At 58.9% G+C, this 15,105-nt stretch carries 10 protein-coding genes; 3 read left to right on the top strand and 7 right to left on the bottom strand.

Translation table 11 applies throughout. From position 1 onward, the window contains the following. Positions 1 to 121 precede the first annotated feature (121 nt). Positions 122 to 2,338, top strand: a complete 2,217-nt coding sequence (recD2, locus tag BN1233_RS30665) for an SF1B family DNA helicase RecD2 (protein WP_046867443.1) — start codon at positions 122 to 124, stop codon at positions 2,336 to 2,338. Between the two features lie 58 nt (positions 2,339 to 2,396). Here recD2 and BN1233_RS47460 read toward each other — a convergent pair whose 3' ends face one another. The 6 genes from BN1233_RS47460 to BN1233_RS30700 all read right to left on the bottom strand — a co-directional run bounded on the left by BN1233_RS47460 (position 2,397) and on the right by BN1233_RS30700 (position 8,851). Next, on the bottom strand, positions 2,397 to 2,741 hold the full coding sequence (locus tag BN1233_RS47460; protein ID WP_156312704.1) for a hypothetical protein: 345 nt from the start codon (positions 2,739 to 2,741) through the stop codon (positions 2,397 to 2,399). Between the two features lie 120 nt (positions 2,742 to 2,861). Then, positions 2,862 to 3,200 (bottom strand): hypothetical protein, encoded by a 339-nt coding sequence (locus tag BN1233_RS30675; protein WP_046867445.1) that lies wholly within the window; start codon positions 3,198 to 3,200, stop codon positions 2,862 to 2,864. Between the two features lie 1,669 nt (positions 3,201 to 4,869). Then, positions 4,870 to 5,904 (bottom strand): SDR family NAD(P)-dependent oxidoreductase, encoded by a 1,035-nt coding sequence (locus BN1233_RS30685; protein ID WP_046867528.1) that lies wholly within the window; start codon positions 5,902 to 5,904, stop codon positions 4,870 to 4,872. A 282-nt stretch (positions 5,905 to 6,186) separates the two neighbouring features. After that, positions 6,187 to 6,903, bottom strand: a complete 717-nt coding sequence (locus BN1233_RS30690) for a sugar transferase (protein WP_046867447.1) — start codon at positions 6,901 to 6,903, stop codon at positions 6,187 to 6,189. Positions 6,904 to 6,931: 28 nt separating this feature from the next. Continuing rightward, positions 6,932 to 8,044: a DegT/DnrJ/EryC1/StrS family aminotransferase gene (locus BN1233_RS30695; RefSeq protein WP_046867448.1), complete on the bottom strand. Its 1,113-nt coding sequence runs from the start codon at positions 8,042 to 8,044 to the stop codon at positions 6,932 to 6,934. An 87-nt stretch (positions 8,045 to 8,131) separates the two neighbouring features. Next, a complete protein-coding gene (locus tag BN1233_RS30700; protein WP_046867449.1) occupies positions 8,132 to 8,851 on the bottom strand; it encodes a sugar phosphate nucleotidyltransferase in 720 nt (239 codons plus the stop codon). 1,610 nt (positions 8,852 to 10,461) lie between these two features. Here BN1233_RS30700 and BN1233_RS30710 point away from each other — a divergent pair. Both BN1233_RS30710 and BN1233_RS30715 read left to right on the top strand, forming a co-directional pair. Continuing rightward, positions 10,462 to 11,970: a lipopolysaccharide biosynthesis protein gene (locus BN1233_RS30710; protein WP_046867451.1), complete on the top strand. Its 1,509-nt coding sequence runs from the start codon at positions 10,462 to 10,464 to the stop codon at positions 11,968 to 11,970. Between the two features lie 17 nt (positions 11,971 to 11,987). Then, positions 11,988 to 13,553, top strand: a complete 1,566-nt coding sequence (locus BN1233_RS30715) for a nucleoside/nucleotide kinase family protein (protein ID WP_046867452.1) — start codon at positions 11,988 to 11,990, stop codon at positions 13,551 to 13,553. 482 nt (positions 13,554 to 14,035) lie between these two features. On the opposite strand, the gene BN1233_RS30720 is transcribed toward BN1233_RS30715, so the two are convergent. Next, a complete protein-coding gene (locus BN1233_RS30720) occupies positions 14,036 to 14,266 on the bottom strand; it encodes a DUF6894 family protein (protein ID WP_046867453.1) in 231 nt (76 codons plus the stop codon). Positions 14,267 to 15,105: the final 839 nt, after the last annotated feature.

Genomic DNA, 15,105 nt, shown 5'->3' on the forward strand with positions numbered 1-15,105 from the left:
ACCCGATGACGATTTCTGGAACAAAAAGAGAACATAGTTTTGAGGCGCAAATGGCTGGATTATTGCCATCCGTCACCAACCTTGATTCCAGAGGCCCAGGCCGTTCGCCTGGACAGGTCCGATGAACCAGATGATGCGGCCGAGGCAGGTCGACGGGAGCGCCCCGATCGAGGCCCTGGCGGGCACGGTGGAGCGCGTCACCTTTCACAACGAGGAGAGCGGCTTCTGCGTCCTGAAGGTCCAGGTCCGCGGCCGGCGGGATCTCGTGGCTGTGGTGGGCCATACGCCTGCGATCGGGCCCGGTGAATGGATCACCGCGAGCGGGGCCTGGGTGGCGGACCGGGTTCACGGCCTGCAGTTCAAGGCCGATGTGCTCAAGACCACCCCGCCCACGGGCGTTGAGGGCATCGAGCGCTATCTTGCATCGGGCCAGATGCGCGGCATCGGGCCTGCCATGGCGAAGCGAATCGTGAATGCGTTCGGCGAGGACACCTTCACGATCATCGAGGCCCATCCCGAACGCCTCACGGAGGTTCCCGGAATCGGCCCCTTGCGCGCAACCCGCATCGTCGAGGGCTGGGCCGAGCAGACGGCCGTGCGCGAGATCATGATCTTCCTGCACGCGCACGGAGTCGGGACCGCGCGCGCGGTGCGGATCTTCAGGACCTACGGGCACGATGCGATCCGGGTCATGACCGAGGATCCCTACCGGCTCGCCCGGGACGTGCGAGGCATCGGTTTTCGCACCGCGGATGCGATTGCCGCCAGGCTCGGCATGGAGAAGACGGCTCCGCAGCGCATCCGGGCCGGGATCTCCTTCGCGCTCCAGACCGCCACGGACGAGGGCCATTGCGGGCTGCCGCTCGAGGATCTCTGTCGCCTCGCGGAGCGCCTCCTCGAGGTCGATACGGCGCTGATCCGTGACGCGATCACGGAGGAGTTGCGAGGCGGCGACGTTGTCGTGAATACCATCAGGGGTGAGGCCTGCATCTTCCTCAAGGGCCTCTACACTGCCGAGCAGGCCATTGCGGACCGGCTCGTCACGCGCGCTCAGGGAGCGCCTCCCTGGCCCGCCATCGACCTCCACAAGGCCGTGCCCTGGATCGAGGGACGGACGGGCAAGACGCTCGCCGCCTCGCAGCGAGAGGCGCTGAAGCTGGTGCTGTCGTCCAAGATGGCCGTGGTGACCGGCGGTCCCGGTGTCGGCAAGACGACCCTTCTCGATGCAATCCTGCGCATCCTGGTCGCGAAGGGCGTGCGCGTGCTGCTGACCGCCCCAACGGGACGGGCCGCCAAGCGCATGACCGAGCAGACGGGGCTCGAGGCGAAGACCATCCACCGGCTCCTCGAGATCGACCCGAAGCATGGCGGCTTTTCGCGCAGTGAGGAGAACCCGCTCGATTGCGACCTCCTCGTCGTGGACGAGACCTCGATGGTAGACGTGCCACTCATGAATGCGCTCACCAGGGCGGTCCCTGAAGAAGCGGGTCTGCTGTTCGTCGGTGACGTGGACCAGCTACCCTCGGTCGGACCAGGGCAGGTGCTGGCCGACCTGATCGGCTCGGGGTCCATTCCGGTGGCGCGGCTCACGGAGGTGTTCCGGCAGGCTGCCGAGAGCCGGATCGTGGTGAACGCCCACCGGATCAACACCGGCCAGATGCCGGAGCCCGCCCTCAGAGGCGAAGAGAGCGATTTCCACATCGTGGAGATCCGCGATCCCGAGGACGGCGTCGCGAAGCTGATCGAGATGGTGCGCGAGCGCATTCCCCGCCGCTTCGGCCTCGATCCGCTGAAGGACATTCAGGTTCTCTGCCCGATGAATCGCGGCGTGCTCGGCGCACGCAATCTCAATCACGAACTCCAGCGCGTGCTGAACCCGAACCCGCCCGCCTCTGTGGAGCGCTTCGGCTGGCGGTTCTCGCCCGGCGACCGGGTGATGGAGACGCAGAACGACTACGATCGGGAGGTCTTCAACGGCGATCTCGGGACCGTGTCCCGGATCGACGAGGACGAAGGCGCCCTCCTCGTGAATTTCGAGGGCCGGGAGGTCGCCTATCCGTTTGGCGAGCTCGACACGCTGCTGCCCGCCTTCGCGACCACGATCCACAAGTCACAGGGGTCGGAATATCCGGCGGTGGTGATCCCGGTGACGACGCAGCACTACACGATGCTCGCCCGCAATCTCGTCTACACGGCGGTGACCCGCGGCAAGCGTCTCGTGGTGATCATCGGGCAGAAGAAGGCGCTCGGAATCGCCGTGCGCGGCGGCCAGATGAAGCCGCGCTGGACGAGGCTCAGGGAGTGGCTCGTCGAGGCAGGGACAGGCTCGGACCGCTGAGCCGGCCTGTGTCGGCCGCAGTTGGACGGAAATACGTCCTCCGTGCCGGACCGACGCCTCACTCCCATAGATCGTTCTCGACCGCCTCGGCGGCCTTCCATAGGCTCAGGATCGTTTTCGGATCGTCGATGGCGAAGAGGTCGTCGAGGCTGAAGCCGGCCTGGAGTCCCAGACGGATCATCTTCGCGCGTGCCGCCTCGAAGGCGGCGGGATCGGCCCATTCGGGATGAGCCTCGATCAGGGAATTCATCAGGCGCCAGATGCGGTGGGCGTTCGATGGAGGAAGGTCCGTCGGGACATTCATGGCAATGCCCTCACCATGGCTGCAGGACGGAGGAGGTCCGGACGGACTCGAGAGGCCGGTCGAGACTTGCTCCCTCATGAGTTCCACGGGCTCAATCATGGCTCTCGGGCGATGGATGCGGGAGACGCGGGAACCGGAGGCTCCGCCCCTCCCTGCTCCCGGCATATCCACGGCCTGCATCATTCCGTTCCGTCCGTCGTCGCAGCGCCGCTCCGGCCTTTACGCTGCGAGCTTCCTCGCATTCGCCTCTACCTTCAACCGCGCGATTTCAGCCTGGAGCGCCTCATTCTTTTTCGCCTGCTCGCGGTTCGCGCGGGTCACTTCCCGGATCTCGGCTTTCAGATCTCGGATTTCGGCCTGCAGTTCCACACGTTCGGCCATGAGGCTCTCCAGGTTGTTGGCTTGGGACAGCAAACCACGCATCTGCTGCTGCTGGTCGTCCAGCTTGTCCTCCAGCTTCCGGATCTTTGCCTCGGCCTTCGCGAGCTTTCGCTCTGCGTCCGTTCCCCGCTGCACTGGCTTGCCGGTTCCGGCAGTACCCGACTCCGTGCGAATCATCGTCCTGTGGCCTCTCCCAATCTTATTGGCAACACGAACAAAGCGCGAACACGACAGATGGTCAAGGGCGTTACGGCCGCAGACGAGAGCATGTCGAGCGTCATGCCCTCTGGGCAGCGAAGCCGACACGTGAGCTATTTGCCGGCGAGCCCACCCAGTCCAGGCCATTGGCTGTCGAGGCCGTTGGTGACCGGGTCTATCCGGCCGACCGGCCTCACAGGCAACCGAATGCGGCTGTCGGCGCACCGCTACTCGCCCTGCTCTGCTCATCAGTGCAGGACAGCGGATTCTGCTGTCGACAGATGCTCCGGGAGGACAACACCATCGGCGCCTGGGCAGGCCAGACCGCGCCACACTGCGCAGCGACCTCAGGAGCCTTGGGACGGCCATTCAGCCGGTCGCCCGGAATGTCACCGTCGCCGAGCGGGCATGTCCAGCGTAATCCCGGATGTGCCCGATGCTATTCCATGCAAGAGGCCCTGGAACCGGACGATAGGCTACGACGAGCGCTTAGTCGGCTGGATTTGCTGATCAGCCAGCCGATCGAGTTCGCGAAGAACCCAGCGCCGGGCGCGCTGTTCGCTGGCCTGTTTGATGGAGGCTGTCAGAGCGACCCGCACTCCTGTGCGAGGATCGAGAATGATGAGCGGCATAGCCCACCCTCCACCGGCCTCTTCCGAGCCGGTCAGCTGCGTTGGCGCCCCCTCCCCGTCCCCTTGTGCGGGTCAAGGCAGACTGGCCGATTTTCAAGCCGATGGCTGTATCTGAAAAGACACAGGAACATTGCTAGAGAAAAGCCGATTAGACATTTTCCGATGTTCCGGCGTGCGAACCTGATTCGCGCAATTTCAGATTGTGCGTTCAGTGAGGAGTTCGCCGACGCGTGCTGACAAAAGCTGGCGCAAACCAGTACGCCTCATACAGGTGGCCTATCTACGCCACGTACTTCGGGAGATATCCCCGCCTAACCGCCCCCAACTGAGGGCCTCGGTGATTGCCTGTTCCTTTCGGCTGCACGACTCTCCGGCGCAAATCCGCCCTCCCTCAGGAGCCAGTCGCACAAGATCCTTTTAGTCAGCTCCTCGACCGTCTGGCTGCGATCCATTGCAGCGCGATTGAGTAGCCTCTCGAGAGACCTCGTGATTGGTACGTGAATCGAGAGCGCATCCTGGTGCAAGGCATCGGACTCCATCGAACTTCCGGACAATGATTCGCGACGGCCCGATTGCCTTAACACAGAATGAATGAGGCAAAAAAACAGCCAAATCTAGCTTTCCCACATCGCCTCCTCGGATGGCCGGCAATCAGGCGAGGAAAATGGCGAACATGTTCCGGCACTGTCACCCCTGAACCATGTCCCTCTCGTTCCCGGAGACGCGCCCCGAACGCCTCCTGATCGTTAAGGACAGCTCCTCATATCTGCCTGATCCGCCACATTAGCTGGATCACGGCACCAAGAGGGATATCACGGATGCCTAGAAATCAGGGGCTAGATAACCGAGGCCACGATTAGAGACCACCGAGCTAGCAGACGCTGGAGCGCACGCCTCTGTGACAGTGGCCGGTCATTAGCAATCGCGCGACGTTGTAGTACAATAGCACTTCGGACAACCGCCTCGTCCTGCATACATGCTCACACTAACGATCATTGACTCCAGATCGGATCGGCTCAACTGACGAAAGCACGGTCGCGCCGGACACGGCCTTCCAAGAGCCGGTCTCGCCACCACGCGACAGTTCGAGCTAGACCCTCCTGCAAACTCACAGTAGGTCGCCATCCCGTGTCAGTCCTCAGTCGGCTACTGTCAGCCAAGAGGGCGCGAACCTCCGACTTTTCCGGACGCACCCGCTCCGAATCCTGCTGCAACGGCTTTCTGCAACCCGTGATTTCGAACAGGAGTTCAATCATCTCCGCGATAGTCACGGACTGACCACTTCCGGCGTTGTATGGACGTCCGTACTCGACTTGAGGGGCCGCACCGACGGCGAGAAACGCTGCTGCGGTATCTTGCACGAAGGTGAAGTCCCGAACCGGCGTTGTATCACCGATCTGTATGCTCTCCGCTTCAGGATCAAGGATCTGCCGAAGAGCTCCTGGTATAACCGCTCGCTCACTCTGGCGAGGACCGAACGTATTGAACGGACGCAGAATCACCACGGGCAATTCGAACGAGCGTGCAAAAGCCTCCGCCATCATATCCGCCCCGATCTTCGAAGCCGAGTACGGCGATTGTCCTTGAAGGGGATGATCCTCTGTGATCGGGACCGTAATGGCGCTGCCATAGACCTCGCTGGTCGACGTATGGATGATCCGCGGGACTTGGTAATCTCGAGCTGCCTCCAGGAGATTGAGCGTCCCAATGACATTTGTGTCCACATATGACTGTGCCGCCACATAGGAGTGCGGTATGGCGATCAACGCTGCAAGATGAAATACAATGTCCTGTCTCCGCACGACACGTCGCAGAAATGAAGAGTCTCGCACATCGCCGCGGACCGCATGCACCTGGCTTCGCGTGCGCAAAGGAAGATCGTCTAGCCATCCGAAACTATCGAACGAATTATAGAGGCAAAGAGCTGTGACGTTTGCGCCGCGCGCAACGAGCGCCTCAGTCAAATGGGAGCCAATGAAACCATCCGCGCCTGTAACGAGGATATTCTGGCCGGTATAATCGCATTTGGGATTCCATTGCTGGTCGTCCATGGAGACACCCATTTCCTGACTTGCTACGAGATTATGGATGCAACTTTCGTAACTAGTACCGGACATCCAGGATTCGGATAGGATTGTAACGTCCAAGAACAGACCCATCACCGCATCTGAAATCTCCAATCAGCGGCAAGGGATCTCACTTTGCTGTCCTGCAATCAGGCATCAGGTAATCAAAGGCACATTACAAGCACTCGTTTACAAGAGACTGCTTGCACGGAATTGAATCGAAACAGTTGCTGCAATCCGCGCAACGTGTATACGCACAATGTACCCCTACAGAGTTCCGCGTCGGAGGCTCGAGGCCTCAGGAGCGTGGCACAAGACGTCGGGCGACAGCAGGCGCCAACCAAATACGGCCATCGCACCACACACGATCCAGCCGATATCTGACAAGACAGTTCGTTCACTGAAATAGGCCATATCTATCCGAGCCTTTAGCGGAAATAAGACCTCCCGATAATATTGAGACGGATCGGCATCTTCTGGAAAGAAGGAAACTTCATTCCGAAAGAACACCTGGCTCGGCCCGATGATACCAGGCTTGTAATCAAGCACACGCCGATATGTTCCCTTGAAGCAATCCGCGAAGTCCAATGTCTCAGGACGGGGTCCGACAATCGACATATCACCTTTGAGCACGTTCCAGAGTTGCGGCAGCTCATTGAGCTTTGCTCTATCGATAAACTTGCCGACCTGTGTCAGCCTGGAATCGTCCTTTGTGGTCAGAGGCGGACCATTGGTGCCGCTGTCTCTATGAAATTTACGAAACTTGTGGATACGGAAGCTCCTTCCACCTTGCGCCAAGCGTTCCTGAGAGAAGAAAACCGGCCAACCACTCTCAACCCATATTGCCAAGACGACCAGCATCATAACTGGACAAAGGAGGATCAGTCCGACAATAGCTACTATCAGGTCGAGGGCTCGTCCGCCCGGAATAGAACCATAGCGGATTTGGCTTTCAGATGCCCTGCCTGCTTCGCCGCTGATCATTGTTCCCTCCTATCGGACATCTGCTTAGCTACCCTGCCAGTGCCCGCGCCAGCTCCGCAGCCACCCGATCGACATGCCAAGCCTCCATTTTGGGATGAAGGGGAAGCGTTAACTCCCGCCGCGCGAACTCCTCCGTCTGCGACAGTCGTGGAGACGAACAGCGGTCCCGATAAAATGAAAGGCTGTGAACTGGGGGATAGTGGATCGTCGTTTGAATTTCCGCATCGCGCAGCTTGCCCATAATCTGTGCCCGGTCGGCACTGGACGGGAGGATGACCGGCATGATGTGGTAGGCTGCGTCGCGCGGAACTTGGAAAGGTACTAGAACATTCGGGCAATCTTCGCTCAGTCGTCGATGGTAGCGCCTGGTCAGTTCCTGCCGCCTGCTGTTCCACCATTCGAGATTTTTTAGCTGCACCAGACCGATGGCTGCCCTCAACTCGTCGAGCCGGTAATTGTATCCGAGCATCGTCACATCATATGTGGGCGAGCGGCTAGAGAGTCGCTCTCGCGTACCGCTCGTCATTCCATGGCCCCGCATTTGCCTGATGCGGGCAAGCACCGCATCATCTGCAGCAAGGACGACGCCCCCTTCCGCCGTCGTCATATTCTTGTTGCCATAGAAACTGAATGCTGCGGCGTCGCCGAATGTACCTGCACCATAGACACCTGCAGCATGCGCGGCATCTTCGATCAGCACTAAGCCTCGGCTCCTCGCGAAATCGCGCCAGGTGTGACGGTCAGCCAAATAGCCTGCATAGTGCATGATTATGATGGCCTTCGTCTTCGTCGTGCACTTCGCGTCCGCATCGGCGATGGACATGAGAGGAATTTCAAGAGACTCGATATCGATGAAGACCGGTGTGGCACCCGCGTAAAGGACCGAATTGGCAGTTGCAACAAATGTCAGAGACGGCACCAGGACTTCGTCTCCAGGTCCGACGCCCAATCCTTCGAGAGCCAGGTGCAACGCGGCGGTGCAAGAATTGACCGCGACCGCGTCGCTGGTGCCATGATGCCTTGCAAAGGCTTGCTCAAAAGCTCTGACTCGCTCGCCCATCGTGATCCAGCCGCACTCTACAACGTCCGAAAGAGCGGCCTTTTCCTCGTCGCCGAGGATTGGTTCAGACACCAGCAACATGGAACGATTCCTCTGAGAGCACTCCGGGCCCCGCGATTCCATAAGAAGCGACTCCCAGACTGCGCTCGCTCAGTTCTGCGAGGGGCGCTAAGCGGCTGCCACCACCTCGAATGCGGGCGGTTGGTCGTCCCAGGCGAGCTCTTGCGCGCGCTGGAAGTCCTCGACGCGACCTATATCCAGCCAGAGTCCGTTGTGCTTGAACGCGTGCACAGGAACTCCTCTCCCGAGCATGCACAGGATAAGATCATCGAATCCGAACGGGACGCTTCGCGGGATGTATTGAAGCACCTCTGGCTCCATACAATATGCGCCCATACTGACGGCGTGAGTGAGAATCGGCTTCTCCTTGAACTGAGTGATCCGCCCTCCAGATTCCTCTAGAAGGCCGAAGTCCATCTTCGTTGACCTGTTGGAAGTGGCCACGGTTAGCGGCCCGCCGTGTCGGCGATGGCACTGGGCGAACGCGCTCAGGCTAAGGTCGGTCAGGACATCGCCATTCACGACGAGGAACGTGCTGTCCAACTTGTCACGCAACAGGCTAAGCGGCCCGATCGTTCCTAATGGTTCCGGCTCTTCCGTGTAGTGAATTACCATATCCCACTGTCGGCCGTCCCCGCAGAAGCTCCTTATGAGATGCCCTAAATACCCTGTTGTGATGTAAACTTCCCGCGTGTCGTTTCGCCGGAGCCAGTTCAGCAAGAGCTCGAGAACGGGCTTGGATCCGACGGGCATTAACGGCTTAGGCAGCACCATGGTGTAAGGTCTCAGACGCGTGCCCTTGCCGCCGGATTGAATGATAGCTTTCATTAACTCTCTCCATTCCCAACACAGTGTTGGCAAGCGATTAATAGGCAACTATACTCTCAGTTGTACGTAGTTTCGGGTCGTGATCGGCATACGCTAGGCAAAAACCCAATTTTTCTTGGATGACATGGCGTCGCATAGCTATCAAGGCACGAGTTTTCTGTAGTAGTCACAGCCTCCGGCTGACCTAACTTATCCATCGAGTCGCTAATCTATGCGACTCTCCTGCACCCTGTCTCGCCGAATCCGGACCTCCCTCCAAACGAAGAGATTAGCCAACTCACCTGACACGCTAGCGGGCTTAGGACGTCTCGTGGACGGAAAAAAGTGTGAGTGTGACCAAAACTGAAGAAGCATCTATCGTTCTTGTGGTACCCACGAGGTGGTAGATGTATGGTGCCACCTTTACAGCTGAATGCGCGAGTGCAACCGTTCTAGCGGTTTCCATCCGGGACGGTGGTTCAAGTCTTGCCTGCAAGCACGCGTGATCTCGCGTGAATGCATTCCGCTTTTCTGGACATTATGCCACTATGTAAGGATACGTCTCCGGTTTCGTGTGACTGCGCTGGGTTTGGGGCGGCAGAGATCAGAAACAGAGAGGCGAAAGACCTCTGATCTGATCGGAATTGATGGTGAAACCTCGTTAGGCAAAGCAAATAGCCAAGCCCGAGAAACACAACCGGCCCTGGCGTATCCCTGGGCATGCAGCCCGAGCACCACGCTCTGAACTGATTGGCAGGAGAGAATATTGCTGGTGGAGTTCTTTGGTTTGCCTGGTGCCGGCAAGTCGAGCATGTCTCGCCATGTCGCGGAGATGCTTCTGCGTCGCGGCGTGGCCGTTGACGAGATTACCTATGATGTCGACCATGGACACCGCAGACCGGTGCGAGCGGCCTTGAAGGCCGCTCGCATATTGCAATATGCCAGTGCGAATCCGAGAAAGACACTCGTCTTCGGTACCGGGATATTCGCTACGCGGCAGGCGACGTTTTCTGACTTCGCGAGATCAGCTCTCAATTGGATCTACATCGCATCCCTTGCCGCACACAGCCGGTCCGTTCCCAGGACTGTCCTACTGGACCAGGGTATTGCTCAGGCCCTCTGGTCAATTGGCTTTGCGGCGCGTCGGGAGAGGTGGTTGAGCCTGCTCGACAAGAGTATGGATGAGGTAATCGGGCCAGACTTGGTGGTCCATGTTTGCGCTAATCCTCAGACCATCAGACTTCGTCTGGCTCAACGAGTTCCTCAGGTAAGCCGGTTGGAGCGCGTTCTCGGCATGGACGATGAGCCTCTGCGGCGCGCAGAGGCGCATTTCAGGGCCGTCGTTCGGACCCTTAGCACTCATGGAATTTCGGCCATCGAGGTCACCAATGACAGCCCCGAAGAGAGGGCTTGGGGTGCCGAGCGCATTGCGACACTCATTGCTTCCATGCTGAACGACCGAAGAGCCGAATCGGACACACGATTGCGGGCCGAGTCGTCGTGCGCGGCTCGCGGTAATCCGGCAGCGCAAGATAGCCCCACTCGGTTCGCCGATCGACCGGCACGAGGTCGAGTGACGTGACCGGCAGAGCAGAAGTGAGAGGGACGACAGTGGCTCCTTCGACAGGGCGATGCAGCTGGGGGCGCATGTGACAGCAAATCATGGGCTGACAGAGCGGGCAGTGGCGGGCGTCCTTTGGACATCGTTGGCTATGGGAGCCCAGGCCGTCCTGCAACTTGTCGCGCTCGTTGTAATGGCGCGGCTGCTCTCACCGAGCGAGTTTGGCGTGTTTTCTGCGGTATTAGTCGTAATTGGGTTCAGCACAATTTTTTCGCAGCTTGGCGTCGGTCCAGCCCTCGTCCAGCGGCCGGTCCTGGAAGAGCGTCATCTTCGAGTCGGCTTTACTTTGTCACTGCTTTTTAGTCTTGGACTGGTAACCACGGTTTGGGTGGGAGCCCCTGCTATCGCGCGCTTCTTCGCCATTCCCGAGATGATCAAGGTTCTTCGGCTGGCCTGCCTGGTGTTTGCTTGCCAGGGCTGCTCAGCTGTTGCGGAGGCATTGGCTCAGCGGCAGCTCCGATTTCGCTGGCTTGCAGGCGTTGATTCAGGCGCGTTTGCTGCCGGTTTCATCGCAGTTGGTCCGGTACTGGCTTGGTTCGGGTTCGGGATCTGGGCCCTGGTAGGTGCGTATCTGATTCAACACTTCGTCCGAATGATTTGGTTGCTGGCGGCGCTAGCTCACCCAAAACGGTTACTGCTCGAAGGGCAGACAATCCGCGAACTCCTCTATTTCGGGGGCGGCTTTACGCTGGCTCGCATCGGCAACTACTTGGCAGGGCAAGGCGATAATCTGGTGGTTGGGCGCTGCCTGGGCCCTCAGTTACTGGGATTGTATGCTCACTCGCATCAACTCATGACCGCACCGGCGGTGCTCGTGGGTCAGGTTCTCGATCGCGTACTGTTTCCAACGATGGCGCTGGTGCAGCTCGAGCCTGCTCGACTGGCTCGTGCCTATCGCAGCGGCACTGCAATCTGCACTCTGGTGATTCTTCCGACCAGCGTCGTTCTGGCAATAGTTGCCCCGGAACTCGTGCTCGTTCTTCTTGGGCCGGCATGGGTGGGTGCCGTGATTCCGTTCCAAGTTCTCACCCTGGGGATGTTGTTCCGTGCAAGTTACAAGCTGAGCGACTCGGTGGCTCGGGCGACGGGGGCAGTCTACCGACGAGCATGGCGGCAAGCCATATTCGCGCTTGCTGTCATTGGCGGTGCATTCGTTGGCCAGCATTGGGGACTGGGAGGAGTAGCAATCGGGGTGCTTGCTGCGATTACCCTCAACTTTGTCCTGATGACGGAGCTCAGTCTTCGTTTGACGGGAATGAGTTGGTCCGATTTCGGTGCGGCACACTTGCCAGGGATTGCGCTCTCTCTGACGCTCGGCGTTCTAACGTGGGTGCTTGTAGGGTGGTTACGGTCGCTTCAAGTAGCGCCGTTCGGACTGCTGATAGAGGTTGCCTTCTTTGTAAGCGGGGCGGGCCTGGCGCTGTGTTGGACTCTCCCGCCGCTTTTCCTGGGACAAGACGCCCGGTCACTACTGCGAATGTTGTTCACCTTCGTACCTCAGCGAGTTCAGCGGCTCTAGAATACGGGAGGCAGGCCGTGCTCCAGATGAAACAGCAGCTCGGGGAGCTTCCCACTGCTCCGCAGGGTCTCAGTGTGGTGAGAGCTCTCTTCACGGGACTGCATGAGGCAGGCATTACCTACTGCCACTGGAAGAGCAACGAGCATCTGGAAGCTGCTGTCAACGGACTTACAGACCTGGACATCTTAATCGATCGACACCGCAGCGAGGACCTGCAGCGTGTTTTGGCCGAATGTGGCTTTAAGCGCTTCATTGCCCCGCCGCTCCGGGCCTATCCAGCCATAGAGGATTATCTTGCGCTCGATCCTTCCAGCGGGCGGCTCGTCCATCTCCACCTCCATTACCAACTCACGCTCGGGGAGCGATACTTAAAGGGCTATCGTCTGCCATGGGAGGCTCGACTGCTCGCAACTAGGCGATTTGACCCTGAGTTCGGAATCTATACCGCCGACCCGGCGCTCGAGTTGGTGCTGCTCCTCGTCCGTGCTGCCTTCAAGATCCGCGGGCGCGATCACCTCCGCGCTTGGTCACGGAGCTATAGCCGAGAGGCAGCAGGCGATTTCAGCCAAGAACTCGCTTGGCTGCGACGCCAAGTAGACGACCGAACTGCCCAGGAGACCGCTCGCAGTCTCCTGGGCGATGCCTCTGTAGAGCCGCTTCGCCAGGCTCTCGCGACGCCGTTAGACTTAATGCCTATGGCCAATTTCGCGGCGACAATCCGCCCGGCGCTGCGACGGCACCGGACATATGGCCGTCAGGAAGCTTGGCTCCGTGCCTGGTTACGAGAATTTCACTGTGTTGCCGATGCGATCAACCGGCGCTATCTGCATCGCGCGACTCCGCTCCGGCGCATTTCACCTCGTGGCGGAACAGTTATCGTCCTCCTCGGGTCAGATGGATCGGGCAAGTCGACACTTGCCCGAACACTCGTGGCTTGGCTTGGCGTCAAGCTTGATGTCGTTCCGATCTACTTGGGCAGCGGCGACGGTCCGAGTGCTATCTATCGATTGCCAATGAGGATAGCTCATCGCCTCTTGCGTCCCCTATTCGGCCCAAGGCAGCCGGCGCACAGCCGCGCCGAGGGCGACCGCGTCATTTCCGCATCCGGCCAAGGGGATCTCTGGACCAGGATTCGTGCCGCAGCACTCGTGCCGTGGGCACTTGCGCTCAGTTGCGAAAAGCTCGGAAAGCTCCGACGGATTACCCGGGCCCGCAATCGTGGCATGATCATTGTCTGCGACCGCTTCCCACAAGACGAATTCCCCGGCTTCAATGACGGCCCGCTCCTCGCACATTGGCTCGATCACCCGTGGTCAATCTGCAGGTCACTGGCGGCCTGGGAAAAGCGTCCGTATGCTGAAGCGGCGCTGGATCCTCCCGATCTGGTGATCAAGCTCTCAGTCACGCCGGTAGTCGCCCAGGCGCGTCGGCCCGAGATGGACCTCGAAGAGCTATATCGGCGCGTTAGCACGGTGCATCGCCTGAAGTTCCCGCCTTCGACGCGCGTGGTCGAACTCAGCGCGGACGAGCCTGTCGATATTGTCGAACGAAACGCAAAGAAGATCGTCTGGGGTCACCTATAATTCCAGATATTCTCAACGATTGCATTGCGCCTGGGCAGTTGCACGACAGGCCAAGCCCGCCGTCACAACGGCTGGCGGGAGGGCAGCTGGTACTAGCGCATCATGCGGAAAAGTGGACCCACTTTTCCGCATGATGCGCTGCTAAAGAACCAAAGCATCGGACCCAAAAGCGGAATCCATATCTGGGTCCAATGCTATAGGGCATCCAGCGCCAAGGCGTCCTTTTTGAAGACGGATTGCAGGTCGTTGAACGCTTAACGTGGCGAATGTTCACGCGGGCCGGCGCCTCGGGTACGAGCACGGATAATGCGCCGCTAGCCCATTCTTCTTCCAACGCATGAAACGGACCAGATTTACGAACCGAGGCTATTATTCACAACGATAATGATATCGATCCAGGTCCGTAAAAGTCTCGAAGCTCGCAGCATTCAGGGCCCACATGCATTCAAGGTGCACATGAAGCCTCACTCGAACTGACAGGCTTATTGTAAGAAGCGATCGAGATTGATCGAAAATGCTACCGCTCCTGATTGGTCGGCGACATCGAGCCGCCATCCTCTCCACTCTGTTGAAGTCGACGGGTTATCCCTACGGAGTTCCTCGATAGCCTTCAACACCTCGGCCAACGTCTCGGCCAAACTCCCGACCTCCAGGCCATCTTTGTCCGGGATCACATCGTGCGCCCCCACTAGATGAAAGTAAAACCGCGCCATGGGAGACCTCTGGCATCCAGCGATGGGCGGACGGAAAGTGCAAAACGTGCTCGTGTACTGAGTACTGATAATTCCTGATGTCGCAACTGACGCTTTAGTATCACTGCTCGCCGAGGCGCCGAGCATTGCACTCCTAGAATTCTCGCGAGGAGATCTTCTTGCGACTATAGTTCTCGCCATGTATCTACTCCCTGCTCCCGTACGTCAACGCTGCTTCTGGCATGCAATTCTTGCGTTTCATATGCTATGCTGCGGGACGAACGTCTGCAACAAGGGCGCGCAGCCCCACTCCCTGTAGAGGTCAACAAAGGTCTACAGCGAGCGCTCCCACAGGAAAGCATACGCAACTTTGTTGAATCACCCAGTTTGCAGATGAAGAAGTCCTAGACTACCCGATTGCTTGACAGGAGAAAAACCTATTTGGTGGTAGTGGCCCTAAAACGTTCTATACCAGAATGCGTAGTCTCCCGGGTCTGACAGCGGATCGTGACTTCTCGCCCATATCGCGTCATTCCGGCTTGAATGCAGGCGGCCGCGCTATGCGTCATCGGGTCAGAAGGCACATCGTACTCCCATGTCGGTAATACCTCGGGAATGAACATCTCCTCGTTTGATATGGTAATAGTGCTCGGTAGATGAAGCCCGACACTGCTCTGCGGAACTTTCTTGATTACGGTCTGCATCAGGCAGCTAGAAGCGGCTGCACACAAAATGCGGGAGCGGCTTTTCAGAATGCCGCTCCCGCTTGTCCGCACAAGAATTTGCCAATCTATACTTTGCCATGCGGGTCATACACCCCGGAACGTCCCTCACTACACTAAGTCACAGTGACCGATCAT

The sequence above is a fragment of the Microvirga massiliensis genome (genome assembly GCF_001006805.1).
Lineage (GTDB): Bacteria > Pseudomonadota > Alphaproteobacteria > Rhizobiales > Beijerinckiaceae > Microvirga > Microvirga massiliensis.